This window comes from Clostridium neuense (genome assembly GCF_045310695.1).
GTDB classification, from domain to species: Bacteria; Bacillota; Clostridia; order Clostridiales; family Clostridiaceae; genus Clostridium_S; species Clostridium_S neuense.
In genome coordinates this window covers 118,691-134,753 of sequence record NZ_JBJIAA010000005.1, presented here as the reverse complement: position 1 = coordinate 134,753, position 16,063 = coordinate 118,691, and the positions used below count along the sequence as shown (strand labels likewise).

Sequence of the window (16,063 nt, the reverse complement as noted above, 5' to 3'; positions counted from 1 at the left end):
AAAAATCATCCTTTACTCTACTCTTTACTCTCTACTCTAATCTTTTACGTATGGATTTCCTTCTTTTTTTCATTTCTAATTACTATAACTCTTTGAAGAGCAATAAATATAAAAAGAAGCATTCCTACTGCTATCTTTGTCCACCAAGAATTAAGTGTTCCGTTGAACATTATTAAGCTTTGTATTATTCCTGTGGTAAGTACACCAAATAGAGGTCCTATGACATATCCAAATCCCCCTGTAAGTATGATGCCACCTATAACACAGGCTGCTATTGCATCCATTTCGGTACCATTACAGTGAAGTCCATAGCCAGATAAAGTATATATGGTAAATAAAAGGCCACCTAAAGCGGAACAAAATCCAGAAAAGGTGTAAACAAGAATCTTGGTTTTTGCAACTGGAAGTCCCATAAGCATAGCTGAGTTCTCGCTGCCTCCAATTGCATACACTGTTCTCCCAAACCTTGTATACTTCAAAAGATACATAGCTCCTATTAGAACTACTAGGCTTATAATTACATTTATTGAAATAAACGCTCCAGGTGCAATTGGAATTCTAAGTCTTGAAATGGTTGAAAAAGTATAGTTATTTATAGTTATTGTGTTAATACTTATGAGATAACTTGCGCCTCTTGCAAAAAACATTCCTGCCAAAGTAACTATCCAAGGATGAAGTTTAAATTTTTGTATTAAAATTCCCTGTACCGTTCCAAAAACAATTCCTACTATTAATACAAACACTATTACCACAAAGGGATTGACTCCATTTTTTAGCATAGCTGCTGTAATCATGCTTACAAAAGCAATCATTGCTCCTACGGATAAATCTATTCCTGCTGTAAGTATTGTAAAAGTTTCCCCTATAGATATTACTATAAGGTAAGCATTATCTATGAACAAATTAGAAAATACCTGAAAGGAAAAGAAGCCTTGATATAGTGCAGAGCCAATAATAAATAATACTAAGAATAAAGCAACTGTAGCATAAATAGGTATATACGCAGTGTTTAATTTAAATCTCCTTTTTTTAATTGAAACCTCACTCATACTTGAGCCACCTTCTTTCCATTGTAATTATTACTTTTAGGTTTTGACTTTTTGGTAAGCATCTTTCTAAAGTCTGGCGACTGTATAAGGCACACTACAATTACAACAATGGCCTTAACCACAAGAATAACCTCTGGTGCTACTCCCATGCTGTACACTGTAGTTGTTAAGGTTTGAATAAATAAAGCACCTACTACTGTACCTCCAAGATAAAATCTTCCACCATTCATAGAGGTTCCACCTATTACTGTTGCCAAGATTGCATCAAGCTCCATCCAAAGTCCAGCATTGTTTGCATCTGCACTCTTAATATTGGAACATATTATTATTCCTGCTATCCCAGCAAGGACACCGCATATAACATAAAGTGAGAAAATAATTTTTTTTGAATTTATTCCAGAATATCTACTGGCAGTGTTATTTATACCTATGGATTCAACAAATAGTCCCAATGCAGTTTTTCTCATGATGTAGTACATCAAAAGTACACATACAATGGCTATATATACTGCAAAAGGAACTACAATATATCCAGTTCCAATGAATATGAAAGACTTATTAGTAAAGGTTAATATCTGCCCTCCTGTTATAAGCTGGGCAACTCCTCTACCAACAATGTACAGGATTAAAGTTCCTACCATAGGCTGAACTCCTATAAAAGACACCAGCATTCCATTCCACATGCCGCATATTATACCAACTATAATTCCTGCTATAACTGCTGCAAATACATTGCTAGTGCTTGCAAGTACCGTTGCCGCAACACAGGCACTAATTGCTATTATGGAGCCTACAGAAATATCTATTCCTTGTGTTGCAATAACTATAGTCATCCCTAAAGATATGAGCATTAAAGGTACAGAATGGTTTAATATATCGATAAGGTCTCCAAATAAATGCCCATTTTTAATTTTTATATTTAAGAAGCCAGGGTTTATAATAAGGTTAAATATAAGAAGTAGAACTAAGCACACTAAAGGCCAAAACACAGATGATTTATAGAATCTTTTAATAATACTAATTTGTTTTCCTTCCTCCATTTTATTTGCCTCCCTCTGCAATAGTTTCCATGATGTTGCTCTCTTCTATGTCATCGCCTTTTAATTCTCCAATGATTTTTCTGTCTCTTAGTACCAGTATTCTATCACAGCATCTTATCATCTCCTGCAGCTCTGATGATATAAATATAATTGTCATTCCTTCTTCTGCTAGCTTTAAAATGATATTTTGAATTTCACTCTTTGAACCTATATCTATTCCTCTTGTTGGCTCATCTAATATTAAAATTTGTGGGTTTGTAGCAAGCCATCTTGCAAGAATAACCTTTTGCTGATTACCTCCGCTTAAGTTATTTATTCTCTGTTCCATGCTTGGGGTTTTTACTCCTAAAAGCTTTATATACTTATCCGCTATTTCCTGCTGCTTTTTCATAGGTAAATACTTAAATATTCCCCTGTTTGCCTGAAGAGCTATTATTATATTTTCCCTTATGGTTAAATCTCCAACTATTCCTTCTACCTTTCTGTCTTCAGGACAAAAACCAAAGCCCTCCTGTATTGCCTTTTTGGGATATATATAAGAATACTTCCTTCCCCCTACGTTTATATAACCATGATCGGCTTTATCTATTCCAAATAAAAGCCTTATAAGTTCACTTCTCCCAGAACCAAGGAGCCCGGCAAGCCCAAGTATTTCCCCTTTTTTAATCTCAATGCTAAAGGGTTCAATGGAGCCTTTCTTTCCAAAGTCTTTGCTATCAATTAAATTTCCACTTTCAAATTTTCTATTTAGCTTCTTTGATATGTCATTAAGTTTTTCTATCTCCTTAATGTCCTTTCCTATCATTTTTGAAACTAAATCTATACGGCTTAATTTATCTGCCTCATATGTTCCAACTAGCTGACCATTCCTAAGCACCGTAATTCTATCTGAAATTTCGTATACCTGATCAAGAAAGTGTGTTACAAATATAATAGACATTCCCTCAGACTTTAATTTTCTCATTACATTAAAAAGCTGCTTTACCTCTTCACTGTCAAGACTAGAGGTTGGTTCATCCAGTATTAATATTCCTCTTGAAATATCTACTGCACGTGCTATGGCAACCATCTGCTGAATTGCAACAGAGTAAGAAGAAAGCAGTTTTTTTACATCTATCCTCAAATTTAATCTTTGAAGCAAAAGCTCTTCAGCATTCTTATTCATGGTACTCCAATCGATTCCAAACTTCTTCCTTGGCTCTCTTCCAATATAAATGTTTTCTGCCACACTTAAATTAGGGCATAAATTAACCTCCTGATATACTGTGCTTATACCATTTTTTTGAGCATCCTCCGTAGAATTTATAACTACATTTCTTCCATTCAACTCTATAGTGCCAGCATCTATTTTATAAACCCCTGTGAGAACCTTTATTAAAGTCGATTTTCCCGCCCCGTTCTCTCCCATAAGTGTGTGTATTTCACCTTTATTCAACGTAAAATCTACAGATGCTAAAGCCTTAACCCCAGGGAAAGACTTACAAATTCCCCGCATTTTTAAAACTTCTTTACTATCCATAAAAATTTCCTCCCTATATTTATTTAATAAAAGGACAATTGATTCAGTTCACAGTGAAGGATGATTTTTCTCCGCTACGCTTTGAAAAATCTTAAACTATAGTGCTCAGCGCAGCTGACACTATAAGTTCTAAGATTTAGCTGAGTGAAACGAAAGTTAAATCCCCCTTAATTGTGCATTGTGAACTGTGCATCATAAAATTTTCCACCCAAAATTCCGTAGGCACGGAGGAATTTTTTCCTTGAACCCCCGTGGGCGCGAAGTAACATTGCTGAAGGAACGATTTAAAAAAATTCTAATAAATCTTAGTTCAAAAATCATAAAATACTTAGATATTTCAATTGTCTGAGCATCTTTTCAGCGAGTATAAACATGCGCGGGGTTTGGGCTTCGCCCATTATCCTTCTAGAACCCAAAGCAACCACTCTTTTTAAATAACCACCAAGATTTATAGAATTATTTAAGAGAATACTTTTATCTAGTTCAAGAATCACATGGGCTAAACGCCCAAACCCCTATTGGTTTATGTTACTTCGCACTTTTAGTATTTTCTATTTGGCAATTCCTTTGCTGCTTGATCAGGTAAATATACACTCTCCTTAGATTTTACAAACTTCTCTACATGCTTTCCGTTTACTATAGCTTTAGCAGTTTCAGCAAGCTGAGGTCCAAGCAGAGGGTTACATTCAACTATACCGTTTGTCTTTCCGTCCTTCATCATCTGGAACATATCTTTAATACCATCAACAGATACTATAAAAATATCCTTTCCAGGCTTCTTGCCGTACTCCTCTATTGCCTGAATAGCACCAACACCCATATCATCATTGTGAGACCATAAACAATTTATTTTATTACCATCGGATTTTAGAAAAGCTTCCATTACTTCTTTTCCCTTAGCCCTTGTAAAATCTCCAGATTCTGATTTTATAATTTTAATATTTGTATAATCCTTAATGGTTTCATTAAAACCTTTTTGACGTCCTACCATTGCACTAGAACCAACAGTTCCCTGAAGTTCTGCAATATTGCATGGTTTATCCTTTCCAAAGTGATCTATAACTATTTTAGCTGCCTTCTTGCCCTCCTCTTCCATGTCTGAACCTAAAAATGCAGTGTACAGGGACTTAGAGGCATTTACACTTCTATCAACAATTATTACTGGTATCTTTGCATCCTGAGCTTCCTTTAAAACAGTATCCCAACCAGTTTCAACTACAGGATCTAACGCTATAACGTCTACTTTCTGAGCTATAAAGGATCTTATTGCCTTTATTTGATTCTCTTGTTTTTGCTGACCATCAGAAAATCTTAACTGTATGTCAGAATTATTTTTAGGTATGTCCTTTACAGAATTTGTTTCTGCAGTTCTCCATCCACTTTCTGCACCAACCTGAGCAAAGCCAAGAACTATTTTTTTCTTTCCTCCAGAGCTTGCACTTGTGGATGCACTTCCACAGCCCGTAAACAAGGCAGTGACCATAATCGAAGCAGTAACAAATGCCATTATTTTTTTTAATTTCATTGTAATTCCCCCTAATTTTATATTTTATTTGCAACGTTTACAGTTTCTATTATAGTCATCTGCCAAATTTTGTATTTGCAATATTCGGTGATTATTTATACTTTTCGTTTAAATATTTGTACACATTGCTTCTAGTTATTCTTTCACTTTTTAATATTACTGTTTTGGGTACATTGGACCTCCCCATCAAAATATTCATGGCGTAATCCACCGCTTCTTTTCCTCCTGTAGAACATGTAAAAGTACCCTCCAGTACTCCCTTTTCAACTAAGTCCAGTCCTCCATCCTTACCACTAAGCGCATCTACCCCGATAATCTTCACATTGTTTAAGCCATTGCTTTGTGCAGCTTTATAGGCTCCCAATGCCATATAGTCATTTTGTGCAAAAATAACGTCAATATCTCTATTGTCTCTTAATAAATTTTTCATATCATCTTCGACTTCATCTCTTTGCCATTCCCCTATAACTGTGTCTTCTATCTTTATGTTTGGATGCTTTTTTATTACCTCCCTAAAGCCCTGGCTCATCTCAAGTGAAGGTACGGAATCCAGCACTCCTTGAACTTCTATTACATTGCTTTTTTTATCTCCAACTAACTCAGCTACAAATTCTCCAGCCTTTTTTCCTATGCGCTTATTGTCAGGCCCTATGTAAAGAGTATAATCGCAACCTTCAATACCTCTATCAAGCACAATAACTGGAATCTCTTTATGTGCCCTGCTAACTACAGGTTCAAGCTTTTTTAAGTCATTTATAGATACTATAAGTAAGTCAACTCCACTGTTTAAAAGTTCATTTATATCATTTTTTTGCTTTTCTGCATCCCCTCCACCATCCTTATATATAACCTTTAAATCCTTGTACTTTTTTGCCTCACTTATTATTTCCTTATTCATCGATATTCTCCAAGGCTCTGTTAAATTTGCCTGAGACATTCCTATAACAAATTTAACGCCCTCAGCTTTTCCTTTAACCTTTACAGCTATAAAAGCGACCCCCATAACAAAAAACAAAATCATGCAAAGTACCTTTATGTGCATTTTACTTAAAAGTTTATTTAACACTTTAAAAATCACCCACTCCTATATTCTGTTGGAGAAAGACCTGTAACCTTCTTAAACGCCTTACAAAAATAATGCTGATTACTATAACCCACAAGCTCCGCCACCTGATAGATTTTTACCGTAGGATCATCCATAATGCTTATAGCCTTCTTTATACGTATACTTGTAACATAATCCACAAAAGAAAGGCCTGTCTCTTCTTTAATCAGCTTACTTAAATAAGAAGAACTTAAACAAAATTTCTTTGATATTATCTCCAAACTCAAATCATTTTTGTAATAATTGTTATCAATAAATCTTATAGCTAGAAGAACCACAGGCTTAAATTCAATTTTTTTGCTTATTTGTTTTACCATGTTCTTATACACAGCTCTAACCTTAAAAATGCCTCCCGTTACATTCCTCTGTTCCGTTACAATTGTATAGTGAAGATACTTAAAAAACTTTTCCTCAATTAAAGTTCCAACATTAACCCACTTGTTCATATTACTTATATTGACTATTACAATTACATTATTTTCATCATCAGTAAAGGTATATACAGGCTTAAACTTTTGAAGAAGCTCATAAGCTATGTTCTTTATTGCAAAGTTTAAAAGCATGCTGTCCCATTTCTTTGAAATAACCTCTGAATTGAGCTTTTCAATAACCTTTATTATTATTATTCCTATGTTTTCTCCAAGCTTAATCCTAAAGAAATCCATTTCCCGCTTTGCCTCTAAATCATCAATGCTTCCAGTAATTAGATTGTTAAAAAAATTCTCTATAAGTGAACTTAAGTTTTCATGAAGCTGTCTATTTGCCCAAGTGATATAGCTTGTCCTTTCATTGTTTTTACTCAGCTCCTGCAAAGCCTTTTCAATTATATTTTTTAACTCTTCTTTATTTATGGGCTTTAAAAGATAATCAAAAACCTTAAGCTTTAGTGCCTCATGAGTATACTCAAATTCATCATATCCAGTTATTATTATGATGATAAAGTTTTTATCTATATCCTTTATCTTTTTTATAAGCTCCAATCCATTCAAAAATGGCATGCATATATCCAGCAGTATTATATCTGGTCTAAGAGTTTCTACTAATTTTAAAGCTACTTCACCATCCTCTGCTTCTCCAGCTACCTCTATGTCTAATTTATTCCAGTCAATAACATTTTTTAGGCCTTTTCTTATTATTGCTTCATCATCAGCAATCAAAAGCTTATACATTACACTTTCCCTCACACAAAAATTGGCTTATAATAAATTTAGTTATTTTACTCCTTAATTTTATATTATATACATTTATTTACATTTTTCAATGATTATAATTTTAACCTTGCTAAGTCATAAAAAATTTTGATGCTGCATAGTATAATTAATTATAGATAACCAAGCTGGAAGATTGAAATTACCAATACCAAATTTATCCTCACAAACTGGAAGTTGAAGAAGAGTAGAGAGTAAGGAGTAGAGAGTAGAGTGAATGTAGATTTGCCTTTCGCTTCTCTCAGGTAAATCTTAGAACTTAATAGTGTCAGCTCCGCTGAACATTATATTTTAAGCGCCTTAGCGCAATAAGTTTTAGATTTTTCGAAGCATAGCAGGGAAAAATCATCCTTCACTCTACTCTCTACTCTTTCTTTCAACTTCCAGTTTAACAGGATAAACTTGGAGATTGTAATTTTAGACTTCCAAGTTGTATACCTATAATACGGAGGTGTTTTCATGTCATTTATTTATTCTTCTCAATTTGAATATTTAATTAGAATTTTAATCGCTGGATTTTGCGGAGGAATTATAGGCTACGAAAGAAAAAATAGGATGAAGGAGGCTGGAATTAGAACGCATTTTATAGTGTGCTTAAGCTCAGCTCTTATTATGATTGTATCTAAATATGGATTTCAAGACCAAGTAGGTATAAGTAATATATCCCTAGACCCATCGCGTATTGCAGCTCAAGTAGTAAGTGGAATTGGTTTTCTTGGTGCTGGCATGATATTTATGAGAAGGCAGTCTGTAAAGGGACTTACAACCGCTGCCGGAGTTTGGGGTACCGCTGGTGTTGGCCTTGCTATTGGCGCTGGGCTTTATTTTATAGGACTAATATCTGCAATTGTAATTGTAATAGCTCAAACTATCTTACATAGGGATTTTTCCTGGCTTTCAACACCAAGAACAGAGGAACTAACCTTAAAAATATCCAATGAATCCGAAGTATTAGAGTATATTGAAGAAATTCTAAAAAAAGAAGATATTGAAGTAATGAACTTTAAAGCAAAGAGGGGAAAAACTCACAGCGATATTGAAGCAAAATCAATTGAACTTGAATTAATATTAAAAGTACCAGAAGCTTATAATATATCTAAACTACTAACCTTAATGCAAAAAAACCCAAATATAAAGTACCTAGAAATTTAAAAAAATGCGAAGTAACAATGCTTCGTCGCATAAACATATGCGGGGTTTGGGATGTAATCCCATTATCCTTCTTTAACTTGTATTAGTCATATATATTAGCCCAAGCCCCGTGTATGTTTACTCGCATACGCTCAGACAATTGAAATATCTAAGCATTTTACAATTTTTGAGCCAAGATTTATTAAGACTTTTTTAAATCGTTCCTTCAGCATTGTTACCTCGCTCCCACAGTGGTGCAAGGAAAAAATTCCTCCGTACCTACGGAATTTTAGGCGTGAATCTTTGTAATTAATTAAATTTTAACAATCATCATGTTAGATTTATAGTTTTCATTTAACATCTCAAAATACTGTCACTTCGCACTTTTCCCTCTTATTTAATATTATTTTTATCCCTTTACTCCTCCAACGGTTAAACCAGATATGAAGGATTCCTGATTTGCTAAGAAAATTATTATTATAGGTAAAACCGATAATACGGAGCCTGATAATACTGCAGCATAGTTATTTCCATAAGGTGTAAGGAGTGACATAAGCCCTACTGGAAGGGTAAATTTGCTTCCTTCTCTCATTTCAATAAGTGGCCACAAAAAGTTATTCCAGCTTCCAACAGATATAAGTATTATCATAGCTCCAAAGGCTGGCTTCATAAGTGGTGCCATAACTCTAAAAAATATACCATATTCTGAGCATCCATCTATACGTGCTGCATCCATAAAATCCTTTGGTATACCTTCTGCATATTGTCTAAAGAAAAAGACAGCCGATGGTGATATTGCAAAAGGTAATATTATACCTGCATAAGTATTTATTATGTGCATTGATACTGTCAATTTATAAAGTGGAAGTATTAGTATTTCTACTGGTACCATCATTATAAACAGAACTAAAATAAATATAAGATTTCTTCCCTTAAACTTGTATTTTGCAAGTCCATAACCAACCATAGCAGATAGGAGCAAGGATAAAACTGTACTTATGAGAGTTATAAGTACACTATTTTTATACCAATCAATATACAAAATACTGTCATCATTAAAAAGAGGCAAGTAATTTTTAAAGTTCATGATATTAAAATCGAGTCTTAAATTGAGCCCATATCTAAAAAGTTCTGTTGCCGGTTTAAAGGATGCTAAAAGCATAGCATAAAAAGGAATAAGAGTAATTATGGCAAGTATTACGAAAAATAAAAATAGCAAAACTGATACTAGCCTATTTGAGCCTTTTCTTTTTTTCTTTATTTTTACTACAGGAGTTTTAGTTTCCAAAGGTGAATCCATTTATTCATCCTCCTTTTTAAATAAACCAAAGAATTTAAGTTGGATTAAATTTATTATAAGAACTATAGCTAAAAGCACTATACCAATTGCAGAAGCAAGCCCCATGTTGCTTGTCTCAAAGCCTTGTTGATATAAGTATCCTACAATGGTAAGCCCAGCATCACTTGGTGAATGATTTGACCAGAAAACATAACTTTGAGTAAACATTGCAAACCCACCATACACACTTATTGTTAAAACATATATTATAACAGGTCTAAGCATGGGTATAGTTATATATAAAAAACGTGATATAGGTCCAGCCCCATCTATTTGTGCCGATTCATACAACTCTTGAGGTATGTTTTGTAATCCGGATAAATAGTATATAATATTTATTCCCATCCAAGTCCAGGTTGCAAGTGCTACCATGAGCGTCATTGAATATCTCGAATCTCTTAACCATGCCTTAGCCCCAACGCCAAACATTGCCATAAGTGTATTAAATGGTGCTGCTGCTGTCTCTCCAAATATAAGTCTGAATACTATACCTGCTACTACAACAGATGTAAGTGTAGGCATAAAAAGTGCTGCCCTAAAAAATTTCTTTCCAACAAGTTTTTTAGAATTTAAGAAAACTGCAAGTACTATTGGAATAGGAACTAATATGAGAAGTGTCCAAAATGTATATCTAGCACTGTTCCATAATGCCGTGTAAAAATGTACATTTAATAAATCTTTATAGTTTTTTAATCCTATAAATTGAGATCCACCTGCTGGTTGAACATTTTGAAAACTCATTATAACTGTACTTATTAGAGGATAAAGAAAAAACATTAAAAACACAATTATAAATGGTAAAACAAAAACATATGGTGCTATCCTTTTAGAATACAGGAATCTATTTAAAATTCCACCTCTAGTCTTTTCCACGCTGCTCCCCCCCTATCTTAATTTTATGTAGCTTTAGGAGGTATAGCTAGGAAGGTTCAAAGCTATAATTTAAGCTTCAATTTCCAAGTCTATACAGCTCCTACAATTTAACTTTTAATTGGCTTTACCTTTTTTTCTAAGCTCATTAGCTGCAGCTTTTAAAGCAGTTGCTGGATCCTGTGTATTCTTCTGAAGTACTTTATAAAAGGCTTGAGTATTAAGAAGGTCATTCGCTGTTGGTGATAAAGACGTGCTTCTTTGAATATTGACACTGTCCTTCATTGGAACTAGCACTTTAAACAAGTCCTTACCGTTTGCAAAATACTCTGTATACTTACTATCCTTCATATTACTTGATATTTCATTCCAAGCATCCCATCTAGGTGGATCGAAACCAAGCTGTTCCCATATCTTTATACTTGCTTCTTTAGTTTCCTTAGCAAATTGCAGAAACTTTTTTGCAAGCTTAATATTCTTACCTTGTGACGGAATAACTGTCCCCGTTCCACCAAGCCCTGCTGTCATGTATTTACCACCCTGCTCTGCTGTAAATTGTGGTGGTGCGGTTACCAACATTTTTCCTTTTAAATCAGGCATATTCTCTAAAAATCTACTTGTATACCAGAAAGGCATTACAACGGCTGCTACTTTTCCTTTGTTTACAGCACCGTAGCCTTCTTCTGTATCAACTTGTCCTCCAGGCGATACCGCAGCAATTTTATCGACATATATCATGTCATGTAATTTTTTAAGTATATCTATGTTTGTTTGATTATCTAATGTTACATTGCCATTTTCATCAAAAACATCAGAGCCTTTTTGTGCAGTCATAAGAGTAAATTCCCAGGTAGCAGTTTGTGATACATAGCACATAAGCTTGCCAGTTTTAGCTTTAATTGTCTTACCTGCTGCTTCAAAATCATCCCACGTTTTTATTTTTGTAGGATCTACGCCTGCTTGTGCACATATATCTTTGTTATAAAAGGCTACTGTAGCACCAACATGAAAATCAAGTCCATAAAGCTTTCCATCCTTACTGTAAAGCTTAAAACGTGACTGTACAAACTTATCCTTATCTGCAGAAACAAGATCACTTAAATTTGCAATTTGAGGAGTTCCTTTTAAAAAATTTGGAAATTGTCCTAATTCAACATCCGAGATATCAGGCGCCCCTACTCCTGATTGCAGTGCAACTAAAAGCTTATTATGCATATCTGCATATGGATATGTGGTAACCTTTAGATTTATTTTTTCATTTGGATGAGCTTTATTCCATCTTTTTGCTGCATCCTTATAAAAGTTTCCATGAAGTCCTACAAATGTCCAAAGCTTTAACTCTGTTCCACTACCACTTGAACTGCTACTGCCGCAGCCAGTGAGTAATGTTGTAACCATCATCGTAAGAATCACAAGCAAGCTAATAACTTTTTTCATATAAGATCCCTCTTCCCCTATAAATAATTTATTTTCTTACAAGCAAATTAGAATATAATATCTAATTCACTTTGCATAGGCTTTTTAATTTTATACTTTATTTTAAATAAACATTAATTTTTACATTTATTTAAATCGGGTATAGCAATAAATTGTTTTATTTTTTAGTAAAACAAAGCTTACACATAGTTCTCTATAAAGTGCCTTTAGTAAACATTTACAACAGGGCCTTTTTTATAATATAAAATTATAAAAAGCTACATGGTAATTTTAAATGTAAAACAGCTTTTCCAAATAATTTAGTTTTCAACGCACAAGTTACCTAATATGAACTATTCATATTAATAGACATTTTTTAATTCGGGCAATATTTATTTTTGCTACCGTAGAGAACACACATAATTCGCACCTTTAATATATGTTTTCTTAAATCGTTTAACTAATATCTATAATCATATTATGCCATCTATTGTAATATATGTCAACAATTAAATCAATCTTTATTAAAATGTTTTACATTTATTTAAATGAATTTTTAGTATTTCTATAGATAAACAAAGTTTTAGATTATTACTCCAAAAAATAAGAACGCACCTTTAGTGCGCTCTTATCAAAAATAAAAAAGGAAAGGACCTTTAATATTGTCCCTTCCTTATTTGTTACTATAATCCAGCTTGAAACAAATTAAAAACAACCTTCATAGGATGATAATCTATCATACCCAGATTATTTCCAGTTCCTAAAGTTGCAAATAATCCAGCAAATAAAGCCAATGCTCCTACTGATAATATTAATGTTTTATAATTTTTCTTTAACATAAATATACCTCCTCTTAATTAAATTTTAAAGCATAATTAGTAATTTCTGAAACTATATGATTACTAATTTTATTATAAAAATTTATTAGCTTATACATAAGTATATTGCTAATTTTATCTTGCTTATTAGATATTAAAAACACTCTTTCCTTAAGCTTATTCATACTGCTTAAATCCTTTGTCATTTCGTATATATCTACCAAATCACAGAGTATGTCATTTGCCAGTACGAAATTTTTACATTTTTCGCAAAAATCTAGAGCTTTTAAGTAATAGCCTTTTGCCAAATCCACCTTATTTAACCTCTTATAGGCCCTTCCTATTTCAAAATGAATTTCTGATATATACTTACTATTATTACTTAAATTAGACAGTTCGTTAATTATAACATTAAGGCTCTCTACAGCTTTAGTTCTATTATTATTTTCAGTATATACATCAACTATATTAACTAAATTAATTAGATATTTCTCTATATCACCCTTATCTATTAATTCTGAAATTTTCATAAATACCTTTAAAGCTTCCATATACATTTTCATTTCAAAAAGACAAACTGCCTTATTATTTAAGATTTTAATATATGAATTTATATCTTCTTTATCAACTAGTTCCTCTGCAACTTTAAGATTATCCAATGCAATTTGAAAATTTTCTATTTTTTTATAGCTCAAGGCATTGTTATACCTAAAAATAATAACCTCCTCATCTGTCATGTCTTCGAAACGATTTAATGCAAATTCACAGCACCTAATGCTTTCCCTATAATTACCTACATATTCATAAACCATAGATAATTTTCTTAAAACATTCACTAATGTTCTGCTAGGAAATAACTTGCCAATTAAATCTATTTCTTTCTCATAGTAAATAATACTCTTATAGACCTCATTATTATTACAAAAATAATCTCCAGCTAACTCATAAATTATAATTTTTTTTTCTTTAATATCCCATTCCATTAAAAAGCTTTCTGCTTCGTTAAGAGTATCAATAAAACTACTGCCCTTTGCTATACTTAAATTCCTCAATTCATTTATATAGTTATCTAATATCTTACCAGCTTGTACGTCCTCACCTTCCATTAAATAATCAAGGGTTTCAGTAACCTCCAGCTTCTTGTTCTTAGCAATAGTTTCTAAGTTCCTAAAAATTATCTCGGCAGTATTTTTCGTTAAATTTGCTTTACCTGTCTCAATTTCACTTAATAGGTTTCTAGTAATTTCTTTTCCTGCTAGATCCTCCTGCTTTAACTTATACTTTTTTCTAAGTGCTTTTAGTTTATCCCCACACGACAATAATACATATTTTCTCATACACCAATCTCCTAACCGTATAACATAACAATTATTAATATTATAGCATTTATAACAATTTATGTAAATATCGTCTGTTACTGACTACAAATTTTTTTATTATTATAATTATTGTCAATCAACATGCATTATGATGCCTTCTTTTCTTCTTTATTCATAGTACTGTGCCTCATGCCGTATAAGAAATATACAACCAAGCCAAGCGCAAACCAAATTACAAATCTAAGCTGTGTCGCTAAATTAAGTTTGTATATAAGATAGCCACAAAATACAACTGCGGCAGCTGGAACAACTGGAACAAGTGGACACTTAAATGGTCTTTCTAAATCCGGTCTATTTTTTCTTAGAACTACTACACCTATAGAAACTATGATAAATGCAGCAAGAGTTCCTATATTAGTAAGCTCTGAAACAATTCCAATTGGCAAAAAACCGGATATAATTGCTGCTGCTATGGAAACTATCACAGTACTTGTAATTGGAGTTTTAGTCTTTTTATTAACTTCACCTAAAAACTTAGGTAAAAGTCCATCTCTTGACATTGCAAAAAATATTCTTGTTTGACCAAACATCATAACAAGCAGAACTGAAGTTAGTCCAAATAATGCTCCTACAGAAACCAAAACCGAACCCCAATTAATTCCTATTTGCTGTAATGCAAAAGCTACTGGAGCAGAAACTCCCTTGTACTTGTAATAAGGTACAACTCCTGTTAAAAATAAGGATACAACCATATATATAATTGTGCATATTAAAAGTGAAAAAATAATTCCCTTTGGAAGATCCTTCTTAGCATCTTTAACCTCCTCAGCTGCAGTAGAAACAGCATCAAAACCAATGTATGCAAAGAACACATATGCAGCTCCCTGAAATACTCCACCCCATCCATAAGGCATAAATGGGTGCCAGTTAGAGGTTTTCACATGTCCAAATGCTAAAATAACAAACAAAGCAATAACTGTAAGCTTTATGGCAACAACAATGTTATTTAACTTTGCACTTTGACTCACTCCTTTAATTAAGAGTAAACCTATAGCCAAAACTATGATTATAGCTGGCAAATTCATAATACCACCCTCAAAAGGCGATTTCAAAAGTTGTCCCGGCAAATTAATTCCTATGCTTCTTAAAATACTGTCTACATAACCTGACCAACCAATTGCAACAGTACCAATAGACACCGTATACTCCAGAATTAAATCCCAGCCTATAATCCACGCCCATACTTCACCAAGTGCCGCATACCCATACGTATAAGCACTTCCTGCTACTGGTACAACTGAAGAAAATTCAGCATAGCAAAGTGCAGCAAAAGCACACGCAAGTCCAGATACTATAAATGACAATATGAGTGCTGGTCCAGAAAAATTAGCTGCTGCTACTCCAGTTATAACAAATATTCCTGCACCTACTATTGCACCAACTCCCAGCATAGTAAGTTCGAAAGCTCCTAAAACCTTGTTTAGTGATTTTTCTCCTCTCGTTTCTTGGATTAAATCACTTATGGATTTTGTTTTAAAAATATTTCTCATAGTATCCCCCCAACATAATATATTGATATTAATATAGCCAAACCTATAATAAAGTCTCATGAAATTTTTGTTAAATATGATATTTTATTAATAATTATACTCAATAATGTAAAAAATATCAATACAGTCAATATTAATTATGAAAATAAAAAATTATTTAAATAGTTTAGTAGA

Annotated in this window: 13 protein-coding genes; 1 reads left to right on the top strand and 12 read right to left on the bottom strand. The window is 33.0% G+C overall.

The window, feature by feature from the left end; all coding sequences use genetic code 11:
- Nucleotides 1-44 precede the first annotated feature (44 nt).
- The 6 genes from yjfF to ACJDT4_RS07235 all read right to left on the bottom strand — a co-directional run bounded on the left by yjfF (nt 45) and on the right by ACJDT4_RS07235 (nt 7,407).
- Entirely contained in the window at nt 45-1,049 is a 1,005-nt protein-coding gene (gene yjfF, locus ACJDT4_RS07260; RefSeq protein WP_406786883.1) for a galactofuranose ABC transporter, permease protein YjfF, read from the bottom strand.
- Nucleotides 1,046-2,089: an ABC transporter permease gene (locus ACJDT4_RS07255; RefSeq protein ID WP_406786882.1), complete on the bottom strand. Its 1,044-nt coding sequence runs from the start codon at nt 2,087-2,089 to the stop codon at nt 1,046-1,048. The genes yjfF and ACJDT4_RS07255 overlap by 4 nt, the downstream gene beginning before the upstream one ends.
- 1 nt (nt 2,090) lies before the next feature.
- Nucleotides 2,091-3,608, bottom strand: coding sequence for a sugar ABC transporter ATP-binding protein (locus ACJDT4_RS07250; RefSeq protein WP_406786881.1), 1,518 nt, complete (start codon nt 3,606-3,608; stop codon nt 2,091-2,093).
- Nucleotides 3,609-4,149: 541 nt separating this feature from the next.
- Nucleotides 4,150-5,091, bottom strand: a complete 942-nt coding sequence (locus tag ACJDT4_RS07245; RefSeq protein ID WP_406787011.1) for an ABC transporter substrate-binding protein — start codon at nt 5,089-5,091, stop codon at nt 4,150-4,152.
- Nucleotides 5,092-5,224: 133 nt separating this feature from the next.
- Nucleotides 5,225-6,199, bottom strand: coding sequence for a substrate-binding domain-containing protein (locus ACJDT4_RS07240; RefSeq protein ID WP_406786880.1), 975 nt, complete (start codon nt 6,197-6,199; stop codon nt 5,225-5,227).
- An 8-nt stretch (nt 6,200-6,207) separates the two neighbouring features.
- Nucleotides 6,208-7,407 (bottom strand): response regulator transcription factor, encoded by a 1,200-nt coding sequence (locus tag ACJDT4_RS07235; protein ID WP_406786879.1) that lies wholly within the window; start codon nt 7,405-7,407, stop codon nt 6,208-6,210.
- Nucleotides 7,408-7,905: 498 nt separating this feature from the next.
- Between ACJDT4_RS07235 and ACJDT4_RS07230 the strand changes: the two genes are divergently transcribed.
- The gene (locus ACJDT4_RS07230; protein WP_406786878.1) at nt 7,906-8,598 is read left to right on the top strand and encodes an MgtC/SapB family protein; all 693 of its coding nucleotides are present in this window, start codon (nt 7,906-7,908) and stop codon (nt 8,596-8,598) included.
- A 388-nt stretch (nt 8,599-8,986) separates the two neighbouring features.
- On the opposite strand, the gene ACJDT4_RS07225 is transcribed toward ACJDT4_RS07230, so the two are convergent.
- The 6 genes from ACJDT4_RS07225 to bcaP form a co-directional block, all read right to left on the bottom strand.
- Nucleotides 8,987-9,877, bottom strand: coding sequence for a carbohydrate ABC transporter permease (locus ACJDT4_RS07225; protein ID WP_406786877.1), 891 nt, complete (start codon nt 9,875-9,877; stop codon nt 8,987-8,989).
- The gene (locus ACJDT4_RS07220; RefSeq protein WP_406786876.1) at nt 9,878-10,789 is read right to left on the bottom strand and encodes a carbohydrate ABC transporter permease; all 912 of its coding nucleotides are present in this window, start codon (nt 10,787-10,789) and stop codon (nt 9,878-9,880) included.
- A 114-nt stretch (nt 10,790-10,903) separates the two neighbouring features.
- A complete protein-coding gene (locus ACJDT4_RS07215; protein ID WP_406786875.1) occupies nt 10,904-12,223 on the bottom strand; it encodes an ABC transporter substrate-binding protein in 1,320 nt (439 codons plus the stop codon).
- A gap of 662 nt (nt 12,224-12,885) precedes the next feature.
- Nucleotides 12,886-13,041 carry a hypothetical protein gene (locus ACJDT4_RS07210; protein ID WP_406786874.1) on the bottom strand — a complete coding sequence of 52 codons (156 nt, stop codon included), beginning with the start codon at nt 13,039-13,041 and terminating at the stop codon, nt 12,886-12,888.
- 14 nt (nt 13,042-13,055) lie between these two features.
- A complete protein-coding gene (locus ACJDT4_RS07205; RefSeq protein WP_406786873.1) occupies nt 13,056-14,357 on the bottom strand; it encodes a transcriptional regulator in 1,302 nt (433 codons plus the stop codon).
- A gap of 128 nt (nt 14,358-14,485) precedes the next feature.
- Nucleotides 14,486-15,889, bottom strand: coding sequence for a branched-chain amino acid transporter BcaP (gene bcaP / locus ACJDT4_RS07200; RefSeq protein ID WP_406786872.1), 1,404 nt, complete (start codon nt 15,887-15,889; stop codon nt 14,486-14,488).
- Between the last annotated feature and the right edge of the window lie 174 nt (nt 15,890-16,063).

Excerpts from the sequence above, each read along its gene's own strand:
- yjfF (WP_406786883.1), bottom strand. The coding sequence starts at position 1,049 with ATGAGTGAGGTTTCAATTAAAAAAAGGAGATTTAAATTAAACACTGCG.
- ACJDT4_RS07255 (WP_406786882.1), bottom strand. The coding sequence starts at position 2,089 with ATGGAGGAAGGAAAACAAATTAGTATTATTAAAAGATTCTATAAATCA.
- ACJDT4_RS07250 (WP_406786881.1), bottom strand. The coding sequence starts at position 3,608 with ATGGATAGTAAAGAAGTTTTAAAAATGCGGGGAATTTGTAAGTCTTTC.
- ACJDT4_RS07245 (WP_406787011.1), bottom strand. The coding sequence starts at position 5,091 with ATGGTCACTGCCTTGTTTACGGGCTGTGGAAGTGCATCCACAAGTGCA.
- ACJDT4_RS07235 (WP_406786879.1), bottom strand. The coding sequence starts at position 7,407 with ATGTATAAGCTTTTGATTGCTGATGATGAAGCAATAATAAGAAAAGGC.
- ACJDT4_RS07230 (WP_406786878.1), top strand. The coding sequence starts at position 7,906 with ATGTCATTTATTTATTCTTCTCAATTTGAATATTTAATTAGAATTTTA.
- ACJDT4_RS07225 (WP_406786877.1), bottom strand. The coding sequence starts at position 9,877 with ATGGATTCACCTTTGGAAACTAAAACTCCTGTAGTAAAAATAAAGAAA.
- ACJDT4_RS07215 (WP_406786875.1), bottom strand. The coding sequence starts at position 12,223 with ATGAAAAAAGTTATTAGCTTGCTTGTGATTCTTACGATGATGGTTACA.
- ACJDT4_RS07210 (WP_406786874.1), bottom strand. The coding sequence starts at position 13,041 with ATGTTAAAGAAAAATTATAAAACATTAATATTATCAGTAGGAGCATTG.
- ACJDT4_RS07205 (WP_406786873.1), bottom strand. The coding sequence starts at position 14,357 with ATGAGAAAATATGTATTATTGTCGTGTGGGGATAAACTAAAAGCACTT.
- bcaP (WP_406786872.1), bottom strand. The coding sequence starts at position 15,889 with ATGAGAAATATTTTTAAAACAAAATCCATAAGTGATTTAATCCAAGAA.